Genomic DNA, 25,210 nt, shown 5'->3' with positions numbered 1-25,210 from the left:
GGAGCCGGCCTCCTCCTTCATTGCTGGTTGCGCAGCCAGGACGGTCCCAGGCCGGGCTAGCCGCCGGTCAAGTCGGCGACCTGCTGGCCGCCTAGGAGAGAGGAGCAACCCCCCATGACTCGTACGACTTTCAACAACTCGTCCTGCCGACGGGCGATCGCCATCATCGCGGCAGTCTCGACCGTCGTGACCGTGGCAGCCTGCAACCGCGGCGAATCCTCCAGTTCGGGTACCGGCGGCGAGGCGGCCATCGGCGTCACCCTCATCACCAAGGACTCCACCAACCCGTTCTTCGTCGCCATGCAGAAAGGCGCGAAGCAGGACGCCACAAAGAACAACGTGAAGCTGACCGTCGCCTCAGGCAAGGAGGAGGGTGACGACCAGGGCCAGATCACCGCGATCGAGGACGCCATCGCCCGCGGCGACAAGGGCATCCTCATCACCCCGATGAGCAACGGCGTCAACGCCTCCATGACGAAGGCTCGGGATGCGGGCCTGTACGTCATTGCGCTGGATACCCCGCCGGACCCGGCGGACACCGTCGACATCACGTTCGCCACCGACAATCGTCAGGCTGGCAAGCTGGACGGGCAGTGGGCAGCCGCGCAGCTCGACGGCAAGCCGGCGGTCATCGCCCTGATCGACCTGTTCAACGACAAGATCGTGTCGGTGGACTACAACCGCGACCAGGGCTTCCTCGAGGGGATGGGCATCGACGTCGCCGACCCGAAGAAGAACGGCGACGAAGCGAAGACCGGCAAGTACACGGGTGGCAAGGGTGGCACGTACACCATCGTCTGCAACGAGGCCGGACAGGGCGCCGAGGACGGTGGCCGGTCCGCTATGGAGAGGTGCCTCGCCAAGAACCCCAACATCAACCTCGTGTACACGATCAACGAGCCGACGGCGGTCGGGGCGAACGCCAGCCTGAAGGCCGCCGGAAAGTCGGCCATCATCGTCTCCGTGGATGGTGGATGCGCCGGCGTCGCGAGCGTCGAGAGTGGCGTTATCGGCGCGACCGCCCAGCAGTATCCGCTCAAGATGGCGACTCTCGGCATGGAGGCCATAGCCAAGATCGCCCGCGGTGGTGAGAAGCCGAAGACCTCACCCGGCCTCGACTTCTACAACACCGGCGTTGCGCTGGTGACCGACAAGAAGGTGGATGGAGTCGACAGCATCTCCTCTGACGAGGGCGCCAAGATCTGCTGGGGTAACTGACCATGAGTAATACGGTCACGTCTGCTGCCGCCGAGTTCGCCCGGCGGCAGCATTCTCCCGTTCAACGCGTCCAGCACCAGCTGCACGCTCGGCCGTGGTTGAGTCCGCTCTTTCTGCTCTTCGTGGCCTTCGTGGTGTTCTTCATCGCCACGCCCACGTTCCTCACCGCCAACTCGATGGGCATCCTGCTCCAGCAGACCGCCGTCGTCGCGACCCTTGCGGTCGGCCAGACGCTGGTCATTCTCACGGCGGGAATCGACCTGTCGGTCGGGGCCATCATGGTGCTGACGATGATGGTCATGGCCTCGCTCGCCAGGGACGGGGGCATGCCGGGCCTTCTCGCGCTGCTGATCGGATTCGTGCTCGCCCTGGCGGCCGGGGCGCTCAACGGATTTCTCGTCACCCGGATCAACCTGCCGCCGTTCATCGTCACGCTCGGCACGCTTAGCGTCTACACAGCGATCGCCCTGCTGTACTCCGGTGGTGAGAGCATTCAGGCCTCTCACCTGCCGGGGTTGCTCAACGTCCTAGGCGAGGGCTTCGCCATCGGAGGCTTCCGGTTGACCTGGGGCATCGTCGTCATGGTGATCATCTACGCCGTCGTCGGTTACGCCCTGTCGCAGACGGCGTGGGGCCGATACGTGTATGCCGTGGGCGACGACCCCGAGTCTGCGCGCCTTTCCGGCGTGCCCAGCAAGCGAATCCTGCTCGCCGTATATACGGTCGCCGGGCTGATCTACGCCGTCGCTGCCTGGGAACTCATCGGACGTGCTGGGGCCGCGACGCCCAATGCCGTTCCTGATGCGAACCTGCAGTCCATCACGGCTGTCGTCATCGGAGGCACGAGCCTCTTCGGCGGCCGTGGTGTCCTGATCGGCACCCTTCTCGGCGCCCTCATCGTCCAGACGCTCCAATTCGGACTATCCCAGATGGGCGTCGACCAGCAGTGGCGCGTGCTCGCGACCGGCATCCTCATCGTCGTGGCCGTCGCTGCCGACCAATGGATCAGGAAGGTCAAGTCATGACCACACGAGATCTCGAGGTCGCCCATGGTGGCATTCCCGTGGGCAAGGAGGGCATATACAGCCAGCAGCCCATCCTGTCAGCGCGCAAGCTCGTCATCACCTTCGGTCGGGTCGTTGGCCTGGACGGGGTGGACCTCGACCTTTACCCCGGTGAGATCCTCGCCGTCATCGGTGACAACGGCGCCGGCAAGTCCACCCTCATCAAGTGCCTCACCGGGGCGTACATCCCCGACTCCGGCGAGATCCTGATGAATGGGCGACAGGTCCACTTCAGGAAGCCCCAAGACGCCCGAATGGCGGGTATCGAAACGGTGTACCAGCAACTCGCCGTCGTCCCGGCCCTGGACATCGCGAGCAATCTGTACCTCGCCCGCGAGGAGCGTCGCAAGGGTCCGCTCGGCTCGGTCTTCCGCATGCTCGACAAGAAGGGCATGGAACGCCGCGCTGGCCAGGCGATACAGCGCCTCGGCATTCAGACCATCCAGAACATGGGTCAGGCCGTCGAGACCTTGTCCGGCGGCCAGCGCCAAGCCGTCGCGGTAGCCCGCGCCGCGGCGTTCGGAAGCAAGGTCGTCGTCCTCGACGAGCCGACGGCAGCCCTTGGGGTCAAGGAGTCAGGCATGGTCCTCGATATGATCAAGCAGTTGCGTGACGGCGGCCTGTCGATCATCCTCATCAGCCACAACATGCCGCACGTGTGGGAAGTCGCAGACCGCATCCACATCCAGCGGCTGGGTGCTCTGGCGGGAGTGATCACTCCGCAGTCACACGACATGGGTGAAGGCGTGGCGATCATGACGGGCGCCAAGCGGTTGGCGCCCTCCGCGTGACTGAGAGCATCGTGCGGGCGGCCGCTCCCTGCCGATCAAGGGCTAAGACGACGGGCTTACGCAGCCCCGGCGCGGTGAGGAGCGAAACCGACGGCCGCCCTTTCGTTCGAACTCGCCAACGTGGACGTCGATCAGCGAGGTGATGCCGACCTACCAGTCAAGCCGGCCGCGCCTCAGGCGGGCTCAGATGCTCAGTTGACGGCGGCGACGCGCGACGGCCGCATCGTTGACGACGCGGCGGAGGCCTTCGCGACCGTGCTAGCGGAATTTTCCCGGCGAGTGTGGGCGCTCAGGTAATTGATCTGGGGTCGGCTCACGTTATTGGTCCGACTTGGGCGGCCGCTGGCGGGGCATGATTGCAGGAGCCCGACCGGTTCCGGGTCGCCAAGGACCGCCTACACGAAGTCGCCGCTAACACCCGCTTGTCCGGGAAACAGGCAAGCTCAATCACGCGTCGGGTGCGGCCTGGCTTGTTGCCTGCGGTTGTCGGCGGAGTTTGGCGCCCTCGGCGCGGGGCCGTGGCCACGATGGACGCGCGCCATGCGCTCCCTCATCACCCCAGCCCGCTGGCGGGCAATCGCGCCCATGTCGTTCGAGCGGACACACGCATCCACCGAGTTGACTACGCCTTGAACGAGCCCAACGCTCGTCGCTGGCCCTCTGCGGTCGTTCACCAGGCGAGTCGTAGCGGTCGCTTCGGGGCGACCCGCGTATGGGTAGGAACACTTCCCGTAAGGTCGTGCCTTGCTTCCCAGCCTGGTGGGCTGATAGGCACAGCGCGGCGACCGCGGACGGGCCCGGCTCGACTAATTCCGGCGGAAGGTTCTCCACGCATGACATCCCTGTTCAGTCTCGACGGCAAGACCGCCCTCGTCACCGGCGGCAACCAAGGACTCGGCAAGGCGTTCGCCCTCGGACTGGCACAGGCCGGCGCGCGGGTGGCCATCTCCGGCAGGCGGGAAGAAGCGAACCTCTCCGCCGCGGCCGAAGCGAAGAAAGCCGGCTTCGACCTTGTTCCCATCACCGCCGAGATCACCGACGACAGCCAAATCTCCGCCATGACAGACCAGGCGATGAGCGCCTTCGACGGTCGCATCGACATCCTCGTCAACAACGCCGGCATCTGCTACCACGCCGACGCCTTCGACGTGACCGACCAGCAGTGGGCCGAGGTATTCGACCTTAACGTACGCGCGCTCTGGAAGACCTCCCTCGCCGTAGGCGCCAGCATGCGCGATCGCCGCTCAGGCTCGATCATCAACATCGGTAGCATGTCGGGCATCATCGTCAACCGCCCACAATGGCAGCCCGCATACAATGCGTCGAAAGCTGCCGTCCACCACCTCACCAAGTCACTCGCCGTCGAATGGGCGCCCTACGGCATCCGCGTCAACGCGGTCGCACCGGGATACGTCAAAACCGAGATGGCTCCCGTTGACCGGCCGGAGTTCCAGCGCTACTGGGTCGAGGATTGCCCGCAGCAACGCTTCGCGCTCCCCGAGGAGATCGCCCCCAGCGTCGTCTTCCTCGCCAGCGACGCCGCATCCTTTATTACCGGCTCGATTCTTGTGGCCGACGGTGGCTACACCGCAGTCTGAACCGGAACTGTGACGCTGTTAACTCGATTCCGGTACCGCTTACCTGTCACGGCGGCTTGGTGCTATGTGGACCTCGTCGGCGCCGAGCGCGCTCGGGCTGCACGCGAGCGTGTCTAACGGCTCTGGTTGCCGCCGCGGGCTTGTCACGACGCGCGCGGCCGCGCGAACCATTGCTGCCAGCTGATGGCGCGGTCCAGGTAGCGAGGTTGCTCGAATGGCCAGTCGGCGGCGATCCATTGCGGCACCAGCGCGTCGAGCGCGCGCTCGAGCTCGCCGCCGACCAGCTCGTCAACCTCACCAGCAGACTTCGCCGTCAGAGCCGATGCGCTCGGCCGGGTCGATGTAGACACCCGTCTTCTCCTCGTCCAACAGGGCGTAGTTGAACGACCGATGGGCGGCTATCTCGTTCTCGTGCCGGAGAAGGTCGATGCGGTCCTCGTCATAGGTCATCGTCTCCTTGGGCCATGCCCAGGCGGGCCCGCAGATCTCCCACAGGCGCTCCTAGGAGCCCATCACGGCGGGGTAATCGAGCGCGGTGTCAGCCTCCCGGATCGGCCGCAGGTGAAAGGCGGTGTTGGGCACGGGCACGAGGATGGGATGGACGAAGTCCTGAGGCAGCCAACTCGCAACGGCCGAGGCTACCGGTCGTGACTGTTGGCGAGCCCCGGTCGTGTTGCAGGCAAAGCGTGCGCAGGTTCGAGCCCCGCCTGGACGGGCCGAGACGCGCTCCTACGCGCATCGAGACACATGCTTTGAGCTGGGAAGATGCGATGGAGGAGCAGGTCGATCTCGATGGCGGGATACAGCCCACCACTGCGCCTCGTCTGGGCGGTTGTCCCTGGTCGGCGACGTCTATGTGGGGGAGTGACGGCAGTGGTGGGTACGGGTTTGAAGACGGTGGGCGCCGCACCTTCGCAAAGGTGATCACGGCCCGCGGGTGCCTCTTAACGCTCTTCAAGACAGACGGATCGCTTGCGTCTTCGGCCCGCTTCGCTACCTTGCCGCGACCAGGGACAGATCTGTCCCCGGTACGTGCGTGGGTACGACGGCAGCATTCGCGAGGCGATCCGCGTCGCGGCTGACCTGCTTCTTGAGGTGACCTGATTGCAGGGACGTGCGCGGCTGATAGGCGCTATCCGGCGGTGGTGCTGATCCGGTAGCGGAGGTGGGTGGCTTCCGGGGTATCGATTACCCGGATAGTCTCCAGCTCGGTCTCCGCGGACAGCACGTCGAACAGCCGCCGGCCGCGACCGAGCAGGACTGGGACCACGTGGAGCTGCACCTCATCGAGCACCCCGGCCTCGATGGCCCGCTGGCCTGTATAGGCGCCGCGGACCTGGACATCCCGATCACCCGCCGCGGCCTTGGCCTGCCTCATTGCGCTCTCGATCCCGTCGTTCACGTACGTCACCAGGGGATAGCCCCATCGGGCGGCGGGACCGGGCGGGCGATGGCTGGGCACGAAGATAGGCAGGCCGCCGTGGGAGCCACCCCAGTGGTCCATCAACTCGGCGGTGCGACGTCCCGACACGACGGCCCCGGCGGCCTTCCACTCCTCCTCGAAGGCCTTGGTCGTCTCGGACGCCTGGCTGGCCCACTTATGCAGCCGCTCGCCGTCCTCGCCGCCGAGGAAGTCGTCGGGGTCGGCGATGTACCCGTCCAGCGACATCGACATGTCAAGCACGGATCTGGACACTTCAGCCTCCTGATCGGGCAGCGACCGCAAAAGCCCATGCTACGGCGACGTCAGCGGCCGGTCTTGTATAGAAGCGACAGGGGATCAACGAGGTTCGGTCGCCGCAGCTCGGTCGCCGCAGTGCCATCCACAACGACATCGACCGCGTGATGTTGGCGCCTTACCGCGCTGGACGACCCTGGGTCTGTGAGGGTCGGCGAGTCGGAGTCGCTGATGGCTGTGTCTATCCGTCCTATCTCCGCTTGCCCAGGGTGGGTAGGCCCCCGGAGACGGTTCGAACCGAGCTCATCGATCGTTCTCCGCCCGTTCTCCCGCTACGCGGGCGCCACGTTCGATCAAGATTCCTCTTTACTCCCGAGTTGGCGCTGCGCCCGCTCGGTGACCTCGCCGGAAACCTTGCCCATGATCGATCTGGCCCGGCCGAAGGCCTGCACACCGAAACGACTGGCAGCACCTGCCCCCTCAACCCCGGTTTCTAGGACCTTGTCCTTCACCTCGGTCCCGGTGTCGAGGACCTTGTCCCGCACTTCCACGGCTGCGTCCAGCCATCGCCTGGCATTCCATGACTGACTATCGCGTTCGATGCCGAGCCGTGCGTTGAAATCGACGACAGTGGTCGCGACGTGGTTGGTCGAGTGCACCACGGCGCGGGATGTAGTTGGGTTCAGCAAGACCTTCGCGTTGGCCGTGCCGGCGGCCGCGTCCATCCGGGCCATGAGGCGCTGCGTGCTGTGGGCGATGAGTTCGAGGCGGTTGCGTCGGGCGATCCGGATGGCGACGCGATGCTCTTCCAGCTCTTCCGGAGACGCGTCCAGTACCCGGTCGAGTTCGAGCACGGCGACCGCGTCCTGGAGCTGGAAGCAGCGGGCCAGAACGGCGAGCCACTCCTGAACCTTGATCTCGGCTTCCTTGGACGTCTTGGCCAGGTCAGCGACCTTGGTCTGGGTCTCCAGTTTCTCCGCGATGGCGTCGAGCTGCCGCAACGCGTACATCTGAGTCCGTGACAGCGGCACCGGCGTGGCCTGCACCTTCGACCAGGTGACCTCGGAGACCCGGCCCACCCGATCCCGGATCGTCAGGGCCTCGTTGATGACGAGCTCCACCCCGAGCATGTCCGCCACCACGGCGTCGGTCTGGGCGCGGAGCACGGCGTCGACTTTCGCGTCGATCACGGCGAGATAGTCGGTGATCTCGTCCATGGTCTGTTGCATCGCGAGTTGCGCCATGAGTCCGGCGGCGCCGGTGAGGATCGCCGGGTTGGTCAGCAGCCCGCCGGGGGAACGCTTCACCACTTCGAGCAGGCCGGTGATCTTGCCGTGGTCGGTCAGTACGGCACGGCTGACATCGCTGCTGGAGCCTTTCATCAGGTTGTACTTTTTCATCGCCTCGGCGGACTTCGCGGTCAACTGGACCCAGCGACCGGAGTGTTCGGCGATCTCGGAACCGGCTTTGGCCATCGTGGATCCGGTACGGAGAGCGGAGCTGAGCCGTTTTAGTCCGAGGTCTTTCGACGACGGCAGTCGCTCTGCGGTGAGGAAACGGTCGACAGCCGCGGGATGCCCGATGACCGCCAGGCCATCGCCGTCACTGATCAGCTGAATCTCGTTCTCCAACGTTTGCTCCTCGATGTCGGGGCACGGATCGGCCTCACGCTATGTCGACGTCTTCGGCCTCGCCATGGTCTGCTCGTCTCGATGATTTCGAGATCGGAGGATGTCGTGAAGCGGGGTAGACCCGGGAGGACCGGGTGATGCCGACCCGTCCTGCATTGTGGACATTGCCGGAAATCGGCCAGATCAGTAGACCTGGCTTAATCAAATTCACGTCTGGCATCCCGACTGCGGCGGGTTTTCCTCGGATGTCGCCATGAGCCGATCCTCGGATGCGTTTCGGAGTAACGCTAAGTACCTGTGATACGGGCGGCCGCCCGGCCTTGCGACGGCCCTCCGCAGCCTCCACGATCACACGCACGGGAGGGATCCAGCCGTTGCCACCATGGTCCATCCAACAGCGGCTCTCCATGGTCATCGAGAGGGCGTAGCGGCCGTCGGTGTCGGGTGCTGCCGGTCGTGGACGAAGTTGGTGGCGTCAATCGTGGCGCTGGTGATGGCGCATAGGGTGGCGGTGAGGGCGAGCCAGAACGCCGCCGTGCACTTCCAATCCTCTGCGATCTTCACCGTGACGATGTCGACGTCGTCGGCCCCGTTCGTCAACCTGCCCGGCCGAGCGCCGGACGCGTTCGGGTCCGACTGGCGGCGCCAGCCGAAGCGGGAGAAGAACTTCGCCCATGTGTGGTTGGACCGCCCGCAGCCGAAGATCACACCGTTGACTGGACGACTGCACCGACCGCCGGTCTGGGTGGTCACCCCGCACTTGGTCGGCGCTTTGACGGCGAGCAACCAAGCCGGGAGGGCGACCGCGACCGACGCGGACCAGGCCAGGCTCATGAAGTCGAACTTCACCAGGTAGTAGATGACACCCACCACCGCCAGTGCCTCGATGGCGAGCATTAGGAGGGCGTGGTCGCGTCTAACCATTACGGAGCCTCCCGGGAGCCGAGGAGAGTGATGACGTCGGTCAATTCGGCTCGGAGCCGGACCAGTTCGGCGGCGGTGATGCCGAGCTCGTAGGTGTGGTGGTGACCGGCCCGGGACAGGACCCACCATAGGTAGCTGGTCCGCTGCCCGATCTCCGAGCCGGCGTAGTGGTTGAGGAGCACGAGCTTCGGCCGCTGGGCGCGGGCTTGCCCGATCTCCGGGCACACCCGCTGCCAGTAACGGTCGATCGCGGCTTCGAGCTCGTATCGCAGCAGCCAGGCGCAGGCCCGCGGCCAGCATCCGCGGGCGCCTCGCACGACGGTGGTCAGAAGCCGGTCCGCGGTCTCCAGGAACACGCTCATCGCAGCATCTCCACCAGTGCCTCGGAAGTCTCGACCATCTCGAGGCTCGCCATGTCACAGGGCTCGTGCATCGCCTTCGCCACGGCCTTCACCGTGTCGACTGCTCTCGGCACGCCGCAGCGGTCCAAGTGGGTATTCAGCGCACGACGGCGGCCAGGGGCGCGGAACACTCCCAGGGCCAGCTTGTCGTGGACGGTGTGCGCCGCGTTGAGCACGGCGTCGATCTCGCGCTGCGAGGCGCCGGCGGCGTACCGCGCCATGCGGTACCGGTCCATCGCCGCCGCTTCGAGCGCGGACCGGCAGAAACCGGCCACCATCAACCGCCTGGCGTCTTCCGGGATGTCCTCCGTAAGGGCCACCGCCCGGGCGTCATCCAGGTAGCGCTTGGCCGGCCACAGGTTCTTGCGCACCTCGACGACCGATCCCTCACGCCGGGTCACCTCGCGGACGTCGGCCTCTACACCGAGCCGGCGGATCGCCTCGGGCAGCCGGTCGTCGTGGGTGAACACCACGACCTGCCGGGTACGTGACACCTCCCGCAGCAGTTCGGCGAGCCCGTCCACCTTGGCCGGGTCCATGCTCTGCACCGGGTCGTCGATCACCACGAACCGGTACGGGCTCGCATCGGCACAGGCGCGGGGCAGGAACAACGCCAACCCGAACGCGTGCAGCTCGCCCTGACTCATCACCGCCAGCGCCGGGGTGTCCGTCCCGTCGACAGCCACCGAGATGTCCACGCGCCGCCGGTTGTTGGTGCCGCCGAGTTTGATCTCCCCGATCGCGACGTTGCTCTCCTGCCGCAGCAGCTCCCAGATGTGCTGTGAATGCCCGGCCGCCGCCTGGAACCGGTCGGCCCGCATCCGGTCGCCGGGAAGGGCGAAGCCAGCTGCAGCAGCCCTCGCTGCAGCTGGCTTCGCCGACCGTGTGACAGGTGTGCCCGGCTGCGGCGCTGATCCGCTCGAGTCTGAGGTACGCCCACACCAAGCTGCGATGAAGACGCGCGGCGTGTGAGCTCGGTCGTGCCGATGCTCCTAGCGGTACAGGTGCTCGACGAGCATGGACGCCAGTTGTTGCCCGTATTTCGCCAAGTCGTCGGCGGCTGACTGCTGGACCAGTGCAAGCAAAACGTGGTGCTCTCGCGCGAACCACTCGAAGGCCTCACGGTGATCATTGATCCGGTCGAGCGCAACTCCTGGTCGGTGCGCCGGCGGATGCAGCGACTCCCATGCCGGCACCAACTGGGTCCCGGCGTACGCCATCTGTAGATAGTGGTCGATCATGCGTAACTCGGCGTCGCGCTGCTCTGCTGGCGTGTCGAGCCGCTGGACAAGCTCGGTGGCGTAAGCACGGAGAAGGTCGTGGAAGGCGTATCGGTCGGGCCTGTGCTCGGTCACCAAGTTCGCGTCAGTCAGTTCGGTCAGCAGCGACCGTGCCGCCGACAGCGGTACTCCGGCGAGACTGGCAGCGGCGGACGTGCCGATGTCGGGACCAGGGTGCAGGCCTAGGAGCCGAAACAACCGCGCGGCGGGGGCAGTGAGTCCCCTGTAGGACCAGGAGAAGACAGCGCGGACTTCTACGGAATAGTTCCCCGCCCGGAAGCCGTCTAGACTGCTGCGGGCGTTGCTCAGTTCAGCGGCGAGGCTATCCAACGCGAAACCTGGTCGAGCGGCCGCGCGGGCCGCGGCGATACCCAGCGCCAGCGGCAACCTCGTGCAGGACTTGATGATCTGTTCGGTCGCGCCGGATTGATCCTCGACCCGCTCCTTGCCCAGCCGTCGAACGAGAATTTGACGTGCCTCGGTCGGGCTCAGCAGTTCCAGTCCGACCGTATGAGCCCCTTCGGCTGCCACCAGACCGGATAACTGTCGTCGGCTGGTAACCAGCACAAAGCATCCGGGGGCGCCCGGCAGTAGAGGACGTACCTGCCCGACATCGTTGGCATTGTCCAGGACGATCAGGACCCGACGGCCGTCGATGACGGACCGGTAGAGATCGATCTTCTCGTCGAGTGTGGGTGGGATTTCGGCGTCCTGGACGTCCAACCCGCGCAGGAACCGGGTGAGCGCCTGGCTGGGCGTGATCGCATGTCCGGCGCTGAACCCCATTAGGTCGATCCACAATTGGCCGTCTGGAAAATCATCGACGACACGACGTGACCAATGATTGGCGAGCGCGGTTTTGCCGACACCTGGCGTTCCGGTGATCACTCCGAGAGTCATCGGGCTCGCCGGCTGGTTGTGTTCTTTGAGCAGACCGTCTAGCTGGGCGAGTTCGACGGCGCGGCCGACGAACGCCGACACCTCTGCAGGTAGCTGCCGTGGCGCGGCGGGAACCGCTACTGCGCGTCCGTAAGAGGTTCGCGTGCCCCCGAATAGCACGGCGGCGTACAGCTCCTGCAACTCAGGGCCAGGTTCGACGCCCAGTTCGTCAATCAACTGCCGTCGAGCGTCGTGAAATACTCCCAAGGCTTCGGCGCGCCGGCCAGATTGGTGCAATGCGGTCATGAGCCGCAGCCACAACGATTCGCGTAGCGGGTTCTTCGCGGTAAGTGAGAAGAGTTCGCCGATGCGCTGCTCGTGGCGTCCGAGTTGGAGGTCCACGTCGAACCGCCGGTCGACTGCTTGCAGCCACTGCTCGCGAAGGCGTGGCGCGATTTCCCGTTGGAGCACGTCCGACTGCAGGCCAGGCAACGGTTCACCACCCCACTGGCGTAACGCCGTGGCCAAAGCCGCGGCCTCGCCGTCGAGATCACCCACCTCGGCACGACTGGCCGCCAAGCGTACGTATCGCTGAAAACGCCCGACGTCCACCTGCTCTGGTCCGACATCGATGCGATAGCCACCGGGCACGGTAATGATCAGTTCGGACGCCCAGCGGGTTGCGAGCAACTGACGCAACCGCGTCACGTACAGCTGCACTCCTCGCCGGGGATGATCGGGCTGCGCCCCGCCCCAGACGGCGTTGAGAAGCTCTTCGAGTGGGACGGGCTCGCCTGGCCTCAGTAGCAGCATCGCGAGCAATGCACGATGTTTCGGTGAACGCACCTCGATCGACTCGCTACCGACCCATACTTCGAAGGCACCGAGCAGTCGAAATCGCGGCATCACAGGCGAGCGCGGCACCGCGGCGGCGATCGCCGGTGCAACGACCCTCATGGTCTTATCCTCCCCCGCTCATCGCGTGACGTGATCGCAGTCATTGCCTTTACCACAACGTGGTCGACCAATCCCTGGTCAACAGGAAGATGGCGGCTGCGTCACGCCGCGCAAAGGGAGATGCCGGAACACCCGCAGGCACAGCAGGGCGACGATCGCCATGGCGACGGCGCTGATGGCGGCGACCACGTGCAGACCGTCGGTGTACGCGGCGCGGGCCCCGTCGAGTAGCGCGGCCGGGGCCGTGGCCAGCGAGTCGCCGGCACCGGCCGGCGCGGCGGCGCGGTAGACGGCCGCCGCGATACTGCCGAGGACGGCGACACCGAGGGCGAAGGCGAACTCGTTGGCGGTCTGCGCCTTCGACGCCGCCGACCCGGCCCGCTCGGGTGGCACCGCGCCGACCACAATCCCGGTGCCCTGGGTCAGCAGCGGCCCGGCGCCGATGTTGAACAGCGCGAAGCCGGTGACCACGGTGGCCGGTTCGCCGGCGGTGGCCAGCAGCAGCAGCCCGGCGACCGAAACGGCCAGCCCGGCGGCGATCAGCGGGCCCGGCCGGAACCGGCGAGCGGCCAGCGGCGCGACCTGGGTGGCGACGATGCCGCCGGCGACGGCCGGCAGCATCGCGAGCGCCGCGCGCAGCGGCGGGTAGCCGACGACCAGCTGCAGGTCCTGCGTGATCAGCACCATCGTCGCCCCGGGCAGCATGGTGTTGACGAACATGCCGCCCAGCGCGGTGCGGAACGTCGGCTTGCTGAACAGCCGCAAGTCGACCAGCGGGTCCTCGAGGGTGCGCTGACGACGTACGAAGACCACCGCGACCAGCAGGCCGCCGGCGAGGACGAACAGGGGCACCGGTTCGGCGCCGTGCCGGGCGAGTACCTTGATGCCGTAGACGCTGAGCAGGATCGCGGTCATTGAAAGAGCAACGCTGACTAGTTCGAGCGGCGCCTTCGCGTGGTTCTCCGCGGGCTCGTCTTTCGGTAGCAGGACCGGGCCGAGGGCCAGCAGCAGGATCATCGCGGGTACGGCGATCAGAAATACCGAGCCCCACCAGAAGTGGGCGAGCAGCACTCCGCCGACGACCGGGCCGATCGCGGCGCCGCCCATGAGCGACATCAGCCAGATCCCGATCGCGGTGCCCCGCTGCTTCGGGTCGCGGAACATGGTCGTGATCAACCCGAGCGTTGTCGGCCCCAGGGCCGCGCCGGCGACGCCGAGCAGCGCGCGGGCCACGATCAGCGCGATGCGGTCGGTCGCGTAGGCCGCGGCCACCGAGGCCACACCGAACACCGCGGCGCCCGCGAACAGCAGTCGACGCCGACCGAGCCGGTCACCGACCGCGCCCATAGTGATCAGGAAGCCCGACAGCAAGAAGCCGTAAATGTCGATGATCCAAAGCTGCTCGGTGCCGCTGGCGGCGAGGTCGCCGCTGAGCCGCAGTACGGCCAGGAGCAACACGAACAGATCGATCGAGACGAGCAATGACGGAAGGGCGAGGACAGCGAGTCCCATCCATTCCTTCCGCCCCGCAGGCGTTGTGCCCATTGCGCAAATTCCTCCGGTCGTTTTTCGTTGTGACCTTCGCGAGGTCGGTGCGCCGGCCCAGCGTCACGGGTATGCGGGGCCGGCGCACGACGGTCTGCGCGTTACACGACTCCGCTTAGCAAGCACTCGAGCGGTGCAGTGAGTCGCCGGTATCGGCTACGGCGTTGGTTGGCCACCCTTCCAGCCGATGGGTGCCCGTCGAAGTAGATGGCCCGGGTCAGTTGTAGTCGCCGTCGTACCAGTACCAGCTGTACGTGCCATTGCCATGCGTCTCGATATTGATGTACGGGTATTGGTCGGCGCACAGGCTGCCTAGGCAGATGGTGAACTTTCCGTTGACCTGAGAAAAGTGGCCGCTGTTGGGGCCCAGCCCGTCGTACTGGAAGAAGTACGAGTACGGACTCCAGCTCACCTCCTTGACGTTGGTTGCGTTGCAGCAGACGTATCGGGTGAACACCGGTGCGCCGCTGCCGTTAGGCCCGGTTACTTTGTTGGCGCTCCAGCACCACCGCTTGGTCTGGCCGTACGTGATTGTCCCCGTGTTGATCACCGTGGTGCTGGTGAACTTGACGGTCAACTCTCGGCAGCCGCTCGCGGACTTCCCCAGATACGATCCTCCCTGCGACCTGGCCGGTTCCGCCCGCTCGTCCGTGCCGGATGAGAGCAGGTGACCAGATTGGTCGTAGGTGTTGTCCACGACCGTCACGGTTGTGCTCACACGCTGGATTGGTGCGCCCCCGGCAGGAGCCGACGCTGCCGCACTTAGCGAGGCAAAGATCCCGACGCCGACGGCTAATGCGACCCATCGTCGCTTGTTCATCGCGTTGATCTCCTATGGGAAAGGGGGCGCCGGCGCCGCCCCTCATTCCGAAGAAGGTAGGAGCAGTCGGGCACCAGCAGCCAGGCAACGAACCTGCAGAACATGGGCGTTTTTGCGATTTGCCGATGGTCGTTGGCATCGCTCCAGCCGTCGCGCTACGGATGCCGTCGGTACGGGCGGTCAACCACCGCATCACCTTGAAAAACGAGGGCTTCTCAGGGTCGAGGTAGCTAGTTCTGAGACACCTTTAGTTGGGGGACGTTCGCGGTTTCCCTGGCGTCGATTATCAGATCGGTGGCGCTGGTAGTAACGATCTGCACGCTGACCATCTTGTCCTCGAGCCACTGGGCCACGGCGAAACCGGTGATGTCCAGCTCGATCCACCCCGTGCTCGTGCACGCGATGTCGCCGAGTGGAAGCGAGGTCGGTGATGGCCGGGTGCTCCAGTTTGTGTTCGGCTCGGACCAGCCGCCATCCGCGCTACCGTACGCGCGGATCGTGTAGGGGGTAGTACACCGTGCATACATGCGAAGTGTGACGCGGTTGACGTGGAGGGCCGAGGCGATGCCGGCCTGTAGCACGACAACCTGTTGGCCGGCGTTGGCTTTGAGCGAGGTTGCTGACCCGAAGCGCGAGTTGATGTTGCCGCTGTCGACATAGGTGTCGGCCGCTACCGACGCGACTCGCTCGGTCTTGAGCACCAGTTGCGGCGGGTGGGCGGCTGTCTCCCTCGAGTCCACGGTCACGTAGCGGCCGGCGCTGCCTGAGGTGCTGTTGAGGACGAAGGACGCTCGGCCGTCGGCCAGTTGTGCTTGCACGTAGCTTGTCGCGTCGAGCGTGACATAGCCGCCGGTGCTGGTTACCGGAATACTGCCCAGCGCTGTGCCCGCGGCAGGCCTGTTGCCCCAGCTGATGAGAGACTCATTCCATGTGTCCGTAGTCCCTGAAACGTTCACGGTGCCGGTGGTGGGCCCGCTGGCGATCTTTGCGTAGACACGGAGGGTTGCGCTGCTGACGTACGAATACTGGCTCAGATCGAAGGCAAGGTAGGTGAGGCGCTGACGTGCGCTGTCGTACTTGACGACGTTGGCCAGGTCCTGGCCGCCGACCTTGCCAATGTCACCCGAGTCCACGTAGCCGTCCGCGACAGCGCCGATGGAGGAGCTGGGCTGTTGCGTGAGGTCAGTCTCCGGAGCAGCCATCGATAACACCAGCTGTGGTGGGTTCTCGGATGCCTCGCGGTTGTTGAAGAACAGGTACTCCCCCGTTGTCGCGGGATCAGTCAGTACGACGGAGACGAGCCCGTCAGCGGTGGCCTGCGCACGCACGTAGGAGGTGATGTCTCCGTCGTAGTACTGCACGTTGGTGCCGACGGTGATGTTGCCGACCGGGCCGCCGGTGATGGCCGGCTGGTTGTTCCAGGTGACGCCGGAGTCGCTCCATGCGTCGGTGCCGGCCGCTTGTAGAGCCACGTCGACCTGCGGCAGCGATCCGGTTCGGTTGCTGCCGTACAGGCGTAGCGTGGCGCTCGTGATCTGGTCTGGCGGGATGTTTTTGACGTCGAATTTCAGGTAGGTGCGGCGGGTGTACGAGTCGTTCGTCGTCTTGACGATCAGCCCGGAGCTGCCGTAGTTGGTTGTCGGGTTGGCCGGCCACGTCGAGGCATCGTCTGTCGGTTCCAGCACCCGCGTGTCCAGGGCCAGGACGGCGGTCGCGGAGGCGCCCGCCATTCCAAGGCAGGGAACGCTGAGGATCGCCGGGGCCGCCTGCAGCAGACGGACCCCTGCGGTCCTGGAGGTCAGCCCGTTGGTCAACGCGTCGAGGCGTAGGTGCAGCGCACCGGTCCGCTGCTGGGTCGGGTCAGCGACCGCCAGGCGTACCGCTGCGGCGGTGTGCTGTATCACCACCGATGCCGCGCCGTCTACTGTGAGGTATGACGTGTCGCCGCGTGCGGCGAGGGTTTGAGTGGCGTTCCGCCAGAAGTTCGCACCCACAATGTCCAGCGTGGAGTGTTGTACTGCCTGCACGTCGGCGTCGTTGCGCACCACCGTCACCTTCGGCGCGGCCGCGTAGGCGCTGGCTTGTGCGTTGGTGACGCCGGGCAGCACGACGTAGGCGTAGGAGCCAGCGGTCGGGTTGGTGCCGTGATCGATCCACAGCGTCACATAAGACCGCTGATAGACGGTGGTATCCGAGTTGGATCCCACATCCTTCCAACTGCCAGACCGCAGCTCGCGTTTACACCAGAGGGTCGCACCGCCGGGAAAGTAGTAGCCGATGTTCTGGCCGCTGATGTGAGCCGACACAGTACCCGTAACCGACTCCGTCGATCCAATGGCGGCGCAGTGGGTCGATCCGTTGACGGTCAGCGTGTCTGCGTCAGTCACCCGACGCTGGTCGACCGTCGTCAGCACACCACCCGTGCCCGTGATCCCAGCTCCGAGGGCGACGATCTCATCATCATAGAGAAACCACGACTTCTTGGCGGCCAGTGTCGAGTATGGATCGCGCAACTCCATCCCGACAGACGCGTAGCGGTTGTCGAGCACGGCGCCACCTGCCCAGGCCGCGGTGGAGACCGTGCCGCCGTCTTCGGACGTGCTGCGGGCAACAGCAGTCGACACCGTGGTGCCGGGCAGTCGGGTGGGGTCTACGGTCGCCCAGTACGCGTCCGCATATTGGCCGAGGTCGTCGGGTGTCAGGAGCTGGGTCATGCCGTACCGCGTGAACCAGCCCTTGCGGTTGTCGCCGTTGATTCCCTCGTAGTCGAAGGTCCGGTTCGAGAACATGCTGACCCCGAACATGAAACCAGGGCGTTGATGCGCGACTTGGTCCATGCCCGCGTACATCTTCGTCGTGGTCAGGTCGGTAAGTGCTGGGATGGTGGTGTCGTCCAATGCCCGGTAGGAGAGAGCGACGGTAAAGAGAGTAGGCCAGTACTCGTCTGGGTACGGGGCGAACGTGTCGCCGCGCATGAGCCCCTTGGCCATACCGCGCAACTCGGCCGCGGTTGATGCCGGTGACACCTCGGCCAGCAGCAGAGCGGTCCCGATCAGACTTTGCCCTGCCTCGTGGTCGCCAAGGTAAACGTTGCTCAGCCGACCGCGGTTGCCCGCATCTGAAATCGTCCGACCCCGGACGCCGTCGCTGGTCGCTCCCCGGTAGATCAGCGGCCTGAAGCCATCACGCAGCCAACCCACGACTCGATCACGGTCATCGTCGGGAATCGCCCACGCGGAGCCGTCCAGCACGAATGTCAACCGGGCGAGGGTGTTCAGCAGCGCACTGCCATAACTAGCCGTGTACGGATTGCGTCCGTGCTGAATGAATGAACCGTCGGCGTAGAAGCCGTCCCCGACGGTTACGGTGTCGAAGGCTTGCAGCACTAGGCCGCGAGCGGCTGCGACGACGGTCGAGTCGTCGAGTAAGGCTCCGGACAGCGCCTGGATGGTGCATTTCCATACCAGGTTGGCGGAGGTGGCTGGATCGATGAAGTCACCGCCATCGCTTCGCGCGCTACGCCCGTACCGACTACAGGTGGGACTGAAGTGCGTGATCGCCGCGACGTACTCGGGTATCTGCAGGTCCGGATGCGAACCGCGTAACAGGATCGATACGTCCATGATGGACTGGGGGATGGTGATCTCCCATGTGTACCACTGGCTGGAGGACGTCGTCAGTGGATGTGGTGTTGGCGTTTGCACGTTGTAGAAGGCGGCCGTCATCTGGTTAAGGCCCGCGACCGTGGCCTCCAGCAACGACGCCCGATCGTCCAGTGCGGTGCCTGGAGTCGCGTACGCCTTCGCCATGTCCTCCAGCCGAGCAAAGGATCCGGACACGCCGTCGGGCGTGCGGTAGTCGAAGTCGGCCGGCCACAGCCGGCCATCCCCGGCGGCCAGCGACATTGTGTCGCGATGCCTCTCCGCCCGACCGATCGTGTCAAGGCGAGCGGTGTAGCGCGGGTCGCCGCCGTGATTTACCGGCGCGTCGGCCAGCAGCTGAAGCCACCGCGACCTCATAGCGTCCAGACCGTCCATTGCCCAAGCAGATGTCAAGGTTGGCAGGTACGACGCGACTAGCAAGCAACATACGAGGAGAACCACGCGATGACCTCCCGTCAGGCGAGGCGCGCGCGACATGCTGACTCGTAGCGACACAGGAACTCCCCAGTGCATGCGGGGTGCCCGGCGCGGGCCCCCAGGGAGGGAGGCCGCGCCGGGTGCCCAGTCAATCGGTCTCGTCAGCTTCCCAGTCGGTGACGCACACTGGGTTCCGCCTGACGCCAAGCTTTAGTCGCACGCCCGCGAGAGGTCAGCGAGTCTGCTACCTGTTCAGCAGAGGGCGGGGATCTGACATCTCGGGGTGCCTTGCGCCGAAGGGCTCCGCGGTCCGTAGGTCACGGGAGTCTGGGTCTTCTGATACATGACAGGGAGATCATCGTAGTGTTCGTCGGCTAGTCCGTGTATCGAGAGGTGTAACTCCGTCGAGAGGGCCGTGTGGGCTACGAACTCCTCCTCAATCGCGAGTTCAACCCCGGTTGTGGCTGCTGCCGTCGAGACGGCAAGTCCTAGGGCCGCCTCCAATGCCCCGCCTAGCACCGTGAACGTCGCTACCTCACCTGCATCATCACCCTCGAGCATCGACGCGGTCCATCCCGCGGCGAGCCCGCCGACCGCGAGACAACCCAGGGAGCCCGCGCCCGCGGTGGCGAGCAGGCAAAAGCCGCCCACTAGTACTCCCGTCGCTATGCCGACGACCAGGGAGTTGTCGCTCATCCATTGATTGACGCATCCAAAGAGTCCGCTGCAGCTGTTCTTCTGCGCCTGTCTTTCTCGCGCCGCGTCCAAAGCCGCTAGCTGAGCGTTGATCTGGGCTTGACGGGTACGGTTCTCGGAATCGACATTCGCCTTGTACTGAGCGAGCTGGGCTCCCGGATCTTTGGTGGGATCGCACGACACGTGCTCCATCGCCAGCTCGTAGCACGGATTGCTGTTCTTTTGCTTAGTGGTTTGCGCTGCGCGGCGCGCGCTTTCGGCGTCCGCGGAGGCGTGTTGGCTGTGCTGGCATTCGTCGACCGCTTTTGCATTCGAGTAGTTGCAGTTGCCGCCGTGTGAGGAGGAGCCGGTGGTGGACGATGCGCTTCCGCCGTCGCTTCGGCCGTCATAGTCGCGCATTTTCCCGGTCGGGTCAGTTGAGGTGACCGGCGTGTTGGCGGCGTAGGCGTATCCGGTCAACGACTGCGGATCTAAGCCGTCGAAGACTGGATCAGCAGAAATGAATCGGCCAATGCTCGGATCATATTCCCGCGCGCCGACGTGGGTCAGACCGGACGGGTCCTTGTCCCCTCCGACAAACCCCTTGGCGTTCGGCCAGGACGGTGCGCTGCCACGCGTTTCACCGAAGGGAAGCTGCCGGCGAGTCGTGATGGCCTGGTTGCCGGCAGCGACCGCGATGGTCTGTGTATTCTGCTGGTCGGTGACGAGCCAGGTGACCTGGCCGCCGGTGGTCATCATCGCGCAGGTTTGACCGGCCCAGGTGTAGTAACGGGTAGCGGAGACAACACCGGTCGACTTCGTGCGCTTGAGTTCCATGTTCGGCAGGTACAGGGTCGTCGACGATGGACCGTCAGCCGTGAGCCGGGTCCCGTCGGCCGTGTAGGTGTAGCGGTTGGTGCCCGTTGCGTCCGTCACGGACCCGAGGTGGTCCTCGGCGTCCCAAGTCAGCGTCTGGCTGCCCGTTCCGCTCGGGCAGCTGTTGGCGGTCGTCCCGGCGGGGCGGCAGGTCGTGTTGCCGGTCGCGTCGTAGCCGTAGGACTGGGTGGTCGCCCCAGTGGTAGTGGCGGTCAATGTGTGCGGCTGCGCAGACGTCGCGGCAGGGTAGGCATAGTCCGTCTTTGTGTCGCCAGCCAGGCCGTGGTTCGTCTGGCTCGCTCTGTTGCCGACCGAGTCGAAGGTCCATGACAGCCAGTACGGTGCCGGCCCGCCCAACGACGACGCGGCCTTCGGCTGGTCACAGTCGTTGGAAGCCGGTGTCCATCCTTCCGTGAGGCGGCCAACGTAGTCGTATCCGAAACACTGTGTGTCCACCGCGCCGGTTGAGGACGTTGAGGTGATTTTCGTGAAGTTGCCAGCCTCGTCTTGCTTGTATTGCGTGTCGTCGACGGCCTGCGGGGTGGTTTCCCGGAGGGTGGTCGCTTGCTTGAGGCGGTGTGTGGCGTCGTCGTGTTTGAATGTCCGTTGGAGCCATGCTCCGGCCTGCAGCTGGTACTGGACGAACGCCAGCTCGCCGTAGGCGGTGTAGTCGGTGTTGGACACGTACTGCGCTTGTCCGGAGTTGGTCTTCAACATCTCGGGCAATCCGGTCACCTTGTCGTAGGTATAGGTCACCGTCTCCTGGTCGAGACCACCACCGGCCGGGTACGTGATGGAATCGGGCGATCCGTTGAATCGGTACGTCATGCCGACGGCGTAGGTCCCGGAAAGGCCGGTGAGAGTGGTCGGGATGACGTAGTCCTCCCCGGTGGGTTGGTAGAGGTCGGTGTAGCCGTGGACCTTGACCTTGTATTCCTGCGTGCCGCCGCTGAGCCACCTGCTCGAGGAGGCCAGTTGGCCTTTGGCCCCGAACGGGTCGTACGCCCAGGTGGCGAGCTTGTTCGCGGTAGCCACCGATCCGGCGTACTCGCCGGTCCTGCGGCCGAGCGAGTCATATTGGTATGCGAGCGTGCCTCGCGCGTCCGTGGTTGTGTCGACGTCACCGACTGCCGTGTACTTCGTTGAGGTATCACCCTTGTCCGGCTGGCGGCTCGCGGTCTGCCGACCAAGGAAGTCGAACGTGTAGGTCGACTTGTTGCCGGCGTTGTCGGTGACCAAGTCCTGCTGACCCTTGCGGTTGAAGTGGTAGGTCACCGCGTCGTAGAGACTCCGGGTGTTGGAGCCAAGGCTGGCCCGGTCGTGGTACTGGCGCAGCTCGACGGTACGGCCCTGGGCGTCATTGATCGTGGTGGTAGCGGTGCCGCCATTGGGTGGCAAAACGCTCACACGGTCCCCGCCGAAAGTGGTGGTCGTGCGCCATTTCTCGTCTCCGGCGGAGCGGAACACCGACGCGACCGTCCGACCAGCGCGGTCGTAGACGGACACCGTCTGCGTTTTCGGTTGCCAGTCGGCGATCGTGAACAACGTGGTACTGGGCTGCACGGTTTCGTCGAAGTGCTGCGACTGGCTGATCGCCCGGCCCAGCGCGTCGTACTTCGTCTCGGAAAAGACGGTACCGGTGTGGTCGTTCGCCACCGACGCGGTCTGGGTCTGCCGCGGCCGCAGGAGCCCGTCGAACAGCGCGTAGGACGTGGTGTAGTAGGCGTCCGTTCCGCTGCTGGCCGCGTTCAACGTCGCCGTGGTCACCGCGTTGAAGCCGCCGGAGCTTAGAACCTGATAGGTGTACGAGACGGAGGGAGCTGCGGGGAACTGCGCCCTTGGCCGGTTGGCCTGCCATACCTGCAGAGTGCGTCCTAGCGCGTCGAAGGTTGCCTCGGTGCGCTTCCCGTTGTTGTCCACCACTGCGGTGGGTGTGCCCCAGGCCGGTTCGAGGGTGGTGGTGGTCTTGCCCAGCGGCGTCGTGGTCGCCTGTGAGGTGACCGGCCCGCCCGACGCGGGGCTGTAATCGGTGTGGGTGTTGTTGCCACGCACGTCGGTGAGGTCGGTCTGCCTGCCCGATGGGTCAAACGCCGCAGTCGAAATGGTCTGCCAGGCCGGCCCGCTTGCGGCTGTCCAGCTCGCGGCCCGCTCGGCCTGGGTGGCGTCGCCCTTGGTGGGTGGCGTCCCGTACGCCTTGCCGTCGAAGCTGGTGCGGGCGTCTGCGATGACGTCCGCATCGCTGCTCGGGGCGGTCGCGCACCGCAGTGCGTACTTCTCTACGCGGCTGGTCGGGTCGAGCAGGTTGATGCCGGCGTTGCGGCCGTAGGTCGTCTTCGTGCACTGCTCATCGCCGCTGACGGCCAGGTCGCCCTGGTCATCGACCTGTGACGTCATGCCGTACGAGTCGAAGGTGGTGTCGGCGCGAGACACGCGCCAGCCACCCGCAGCCAGCGCTGTGCCAGCCCACGTCGTCTTGGTCCCGGTGAAGCGGGCATAGGAGGTCGTCTGACCCATGTTCCGCGAGGCAGTCGGGGCGGACTGCCAGGGTTCGAACACCGTCGTGGACACGGGTGCCGAGACGACTCCATTGAAGACGGTGGTCTGGCGAGACATGCCAGCGTATGCATCCTCGTCCTTGACAGCGGGCGCGTCCGCGGCATCGGTGGTGTCACCGTCGCCGTTGACGTCCACCGCCGGCAGCGAGACGGAGCGGGTACCACCAGAACCGTTGAGGTCGCCGTGGATGCCGCGGAAGTAGGACGTCGTGGAGAGGGTTTCAGTGCCCGACCCGGGGTCGCCGACACGGGTGTTGACCTGGGCGTATCCCCGATAGTCAGACCAGGTGCGCAGGTTGTCCTTGGTGATGCCGTCGTCGTCGGTGTGCCGCCACGCCGGCGTCCCCACGTACTCATACGAGGTGACGACGTCGGGGCTGCTGTTAGTGCGGTCCTCCTGCGTCACCGTCGTGACGAGGTACTTGTGGAAATACACGGGGATGAGTGATCCATCGGGCTGTTTTTCCAGCACCGGGTAGCAGCGCAAGGTGTTGTTCTCCGGCTTGGAGGGCATTCGCGAGCCGGGCACGCATTCTGGGTCGGTGTAGCGCACGGAGATCTTGCCACCTGTATCGGTCCAGATGGTGGACATGCGCATCCAGTTCATCGGGAACTTGCCGTCGGTGGTTGAGTCGACCCGATTGGGGCGCTGTGCCCAGTCGAAGTTCACGTCAGGCAAAGTGACGTCCCCGCCGGTCACCGCCGGGCCGACGGCCTTGCCTTTGTGGGAGATCGAGTCCAGCCACATCCCCGCCCGGGTGCCGTCGCCAGGGTCGGGGAAGTTGTGAGTCAGGGTCCACGCGTCGACGTCTTTGTACTTTGAGGTTGCCGAGTCCCACACCTGCGTCGTCACGGCAGCCAGCCGCTTGGTGGTCCAGAACGTCGGCGCGTACTGCCCAACGCAGGTCGACCCTGTGCACTCCTGGTCCAAGGGCGTGTCTTTCCAAGAGTCGTGCGAGCTACACGATGACAAGCAACGGTCGGCCGTCGCAAAGCTCACGCGCATCGGCGCCGCGGTGGAGGTGTTCTCGGTGTCCGTGCCGGAGCGGTTGTCGGTGCCGTAGTCGATGTGGTCCAGGAAGCCGCCCCGGGTGTACGAAACCGTATCGCTGGCGGTGTTGTTGCGGGCGTACTTGTTCGTCTCCATGCCGTAGAACAGCGACATCGTGTTGCCATGGACGTCCACGACGTAGTCCAGGTTCCAGCGCCATGCCTGCTGGCAGAACGACGACACGAACGACGAACCGTGACAGGGCTCGTGATCATCGTCGCCGGCCACCGGCACCGTCCAGGTTGAGCCGGTGGTCTTGTTCGCCGGCGCGGTGCCCGTGTAGCCGGGTAGGCGGTTGCGGCCGAAGAAGTACTGGGTGCCGTTGGCGGTGGTCACCTTCCAGTATTCGCCGTCGTCGTCGCCGTTGACACCCTGCGTGAGGTGCTCCACCTTCGACCCGTCGTCGTCCTTCACTCTCCACAGCCCGGAAGCGTCTTTGACGAGCTCGCCACCGGACCCATTCATCGACAGGGTTGCGTTGTCGGTGCCCCAGCACTGGTCCCCGGTCGAGACCCCGTCGTCGGCACAAGGCTTGTACCGACGCTCGATGTAACCGGGCCACCAGTCGAATCCCTCGCCTACCCAGGACGGCTGGTTGTTGGTCGCCTCGCTGCGTCCATCGACTGCTGCTGAGGAGTACGCCAGGGTGATTGCGGGTGATGGGCCGCCCAGTGATGGAGGAGTGCGCAGCGGGTAGTTCCACGTGAAGGTTCCCGAGTTTCCCCCGGCCGACCACGTCGACGACCCTTGCAGCGATGTGGCGGTGAAATCACCCGTGGGTCCCGTCGGGCCGGCCGTCAGGGCGACCAGCGTCGTGCCCGTAGCGCCGAGGGCGACATCGGCTGATACCCGTCGCGAGGTGGCGTCGTTGCGGGTGGCCAACGGGGCCGGTGCGCACGCGGGAACTTCCGGCGTCGTGAGCGCACACGCCGGGAGCGATACCAGTCGTAACCGCGCCGCCCAGTCGCCGCCGAAGGCGGTCGCAAATCCACTGTAGTCAATCGCGACGTTCGCCTTCGCCGCACTGGACTCCTCGTCGCCGCGGGTCAGCTCCAACACGACGCCGTTGCGCCACGCAGAGGGGACGCCCGAACGGTCGCGCACGTTCACGTGTAGCCCTGCCGGCGCGGCTGTTTCGCCTCCGGCGGCTGGGGCGATCCAGACCGGCAGGGTTCCTGCCTGGACCGC

16 protein-coding genes are annotated in these 25,210 nt (G+C 65.5%); 4 read left to right on the top strand and 12 right to left on the bottom strand.

All coding sequences use genetic code 11. From position 1 onward, the window contains the following. Positions 1-114: 114 nt before the first annotated feature. The 4 genes from AB0J74_RS21075 (at position 115) to AB0J74_RS21060 (ending at position 4,671) form a co-directional block, all read left to right on the top strand. Positions 115-1,218, top strand: coding sequence for a substrate-binding domain-containing protein (locus tag AB0J74_RS21075; RefSeq protein WP_363450342.1), 1,104 nt, complete (start codon positions 115-117; stop codon positions 1,216-1,218). Positions 1,219-1,220: 2 nt separating this feature from the next. After that, a complete protein-coding gene (locus AB0J74_RS21070) occupies positions 1,221-2,243 on the top strand; it encodes an ABC transporter permease (protein WP_363450340.1) in 1,023 nt (340 codons plus the stop codon). Further along, positions 2,240-3,073, top strand: a complete 834-nt coding sequence (locus tag AB0J74_RS21065) for an ATP-binding cassette domain-containing protein (RefSeq protein WP_363450338.1) — start codon at positions 2,240-2,242, stop codon at positions 3,071-3,073. The genes AB0J74_RS21070 and AB0J74_RS21065 overlap by 4 nt, the downstream gene beginning before the upstream one ends. 833 nt (positions 3,074-3,906) lie before the next feature. Next, the gene (locus AB0J74_RS21060; RefSeq protein WP_363450336.1) at positions 3,907-4,671 is read left to right on the top strand and encodes a glucose 1-dehydrogenase; all 765 of its coding nucleotides are present in this window, start codon (positions 3,907-3,909) and stop codon (positions 4,669-4,671) included. 143 nt (positions 4,672-4,814) lie between these two features. Here the strand turns inward: AB0J74_RS21060 and AB0J74_RS21055 are convergent, their stop codons facing one another. The 12 genes from AB0J74_RS21055 to AB0J74_RS21000 form a co-directional block, all read right to left on the bottom strand. Further along, positions 4,815-5,021 carry a hypothetical protein gene (locus tag AB0J74_RS21055; protein WP_363450334.1) on the bottom strand — a complete coding sequence of 69 codons (207 nt, stop codon included), beginning with the start codon at positions 5,019-5,021 and terminating at the stop codon, positions 4,815-4,817. Next, a complete protein-coding gene (locus AB0J74_RS21050; RefSeq protein ID WP_363450332.1) occupies positions 4,966-5,121 on the bottom strand; it encodes a hypothetical protein in 156 nt (51 codons plus the stop codon). The genes AB0J74_RS21055 and AB0J74_RS21050 overlap by 56 nt, the downstream gene beginning before the upstream one ends. 682 nt (positions 5,122-5,803) lie before the next feature. Beyond that, entirely contained in the window at positions 5,804-6,397 is a 594-nt protein-coding gene (locus AB0J74_RS21045) for a dihydrofolate reductase family protein (RefSeq protein WP_363450330.1), read from the bottom strand. Between the two features lie 305 nt (positions 6,398-6,702). Further along, positions 6,703-7,980: a hypothetical protein gene (locus AB0J74_RS21040; RefSeq protein ID WP_363450328.1), complete on the bottom strand. Its 1,278-nt coding sequence runs from the start codon at positions 7,978-7,980 to the stop codon at positions 6,703-6,705. Positions 7,981-8,391: 411 nt separating this feature from the next. Further along, positions 8,392-8,877 (bottom strand): hypothetical protein, encoded by a 486-nt coding sequence (locus AB0J74_RS21035; protein ID WP_363450326.1) that lies wholly within the window; start codon positions 8,875-8,877, stop codon positions 8,392-8,394. A 26-nt stretch (positions 8,878-8,903) separates the two neighbouring features. Then, complete coding sequence (locus AB0J74_RS21030) at positions 8,904-9,266, bottom strand: hypothetical protein (protein WP_363450324.1); 363 nt, start codon at positions 9,264-9,266, stop codon at positions 8,904-8,906. Beyond that, positions 9,263-10,126 carry an AAA family ATPase gene (locus AB0J74_RS21025; RefSeq protein WP_363450322.1) on the bottom strand — a complete coding sequence of 288 codons (864 nt, stop codon included), beginning with the start codon at positions 10,124-10,126 and terminating at the stop codon, positions 9,263-9,265. The genes AB0J74_RS21030 and AB0J74_RS21025 overlap by 4 nt, the downstream gene beginning before the upstream one ends. A gap of 171 nt (positions 10,127-10,297) precedes the next feature. Then, positions 10,298-12,421, bottom strand: a complete 2,124-nt coding sequence (locus AB0J74_RS21020; protein WP_363450320.1) for a BTAD domain-containing putative transcriptional regulator — start codon at positions 12,419-12,421, stop codon at positions 10,298-10,300. A 78-nt stretch (positions 12,422-12,499) separates the two neighbouring features. Beyond that, positions 12,500-13,933: an MFS transporter gene (locus tag AB0J74_RS21015; RefSeq protein ID WP_363450318.1), complete on the bottom strand. Its 1,434-nt coding sequence runs from the start codon at positions 13,931-13,933 to the stop codon at positions 12,500-12,502. Positions 13,934-14,183: 250 nt separating this feature from the next. After that, a complete protein-coding gene (locus AB0J74_RS21010) occupies positions 14,184-14,663 on the bottom strand; it encodes a hypothetical protein (protein WP_363450316.1) in 480 nt (159 codons plus the stop codon). Positions 14,664-15,016: 353 nt separating this feature from the next. Beyond that, the gene (locus tag AB0J74_RS21005; RefSeq protein WP_363450314.1) at positions 15,017-18,823 is read right to left on the bottom strand and encodes a polysaccharide lyase family 8 super-sandwich domain-containing protein; all 3,807 of its coding nucleotides are present in this window, start codon (positions 18,821-18,823) and stop codon (positions 15,017-15,019) included. Between the two features lie 294 nt (positions 18,824-19,117). Next, on the bottom strand, positions 19,118-25,132 hold the full coding sequence (locus AB0J74_RS21000; protein WP_363450312.1) for an RHS repeat-associated core domain-containing protein: 6,015 nt from the start codon (positions 25,130-25,132) through the stop codon (positions 19,118-19,120). Between the last annotated feature and the right edge of the window lie 78 nt (positions 25,133-25,210).

It is taken from the genome of Asanoa sp. NPDC049573 (genome assembly GCF_040676615.1).
Lineage (GTDB): Bacteria > Actinomycetota > Actinomycetes > Mycobacteriales > Micromonosporaceae > Asanoa.
This window is presented reverse-complemented; position numbering and strand designations above follow the sequence as displayed.

Coding starts and splice junctions, on each gene's coding strand:
- AB0J74_RS21075 (WP_363450342.1), top strand. CDS start 115: ATGACTCGTACGACTTTCAACAACTCGTCCTGCCGACGGGCGATCGCC.
- AB0J74_RS21065 (WP_363450338.1), top strand. CDS start 2,240: ATGACCACACGAGATCTCGAGGTCGCCCATGGTGGCATTCCCGTGGGC.
- AB0J74_RS21005 (WP_363450314.1), bottom strand. CDS start 18,823: ATGGACGGTCTGGACGCTATGAGGTCGCGGTGGCTTCAGCTGCTGGCC.
- AB0J74_RS21060 (WP_363450336.1), top strand. CDS start 3,907: ATGACATCCCTGTTCAGTCTCGACGGCAAGACCGCCCTCGTCACCGGC.
- AB0J74_RS21070 (WP_363450340.1), top strand. CDS start 1,221: ATGAGTAATACGGTCACGTCTGCTGCCGCCGAGTTCGCCCGGCGGCAG.
- AB0J74_RS21015 (WP_363450318.1), bottom strand. CDS start 13,933: ATGGGACTCGCTGTCCTCGCCCTTCCGTCATTGCTCGTCTCGATCGAT.
- AB0J74_RS21035 (WP_363450326.1), bottom strand. CDS start 8,877: ATGCTCGCCATCGAGGCACTGGCGGTGGTGGGTGTCATCTACTACCTG.
- AB0J74_RS21025 (WP_363450322.1), bottom strand. CDS start 10,126: ATGCGGGCCGACCGGTTCCAGGCGGCGGCCGGGCATTCACAGCACATC.
- AB0J74_RS21030 (WP_363450324.1), bottom strand. CDS start 9,266: ATGAGCGTGTTCCTGGAGACCGCGGACCGGCTTCTGACCACCGTCGTG.
- AB0J74_RS21050 (WP_363450332.1), bottom strand. CDS start 5,121: ATGACCTATGACGAGGACCGCATCGACCTTCTCCGGCACGAGAACGAG.
- AB0J74_RS21020 (WP_363450320.1), bottom strand. CDS start 12,421: ATGAGGGTCGTTGCACCGGCGATCGCCGCCGCGGTGCCGCGCTCGCCT.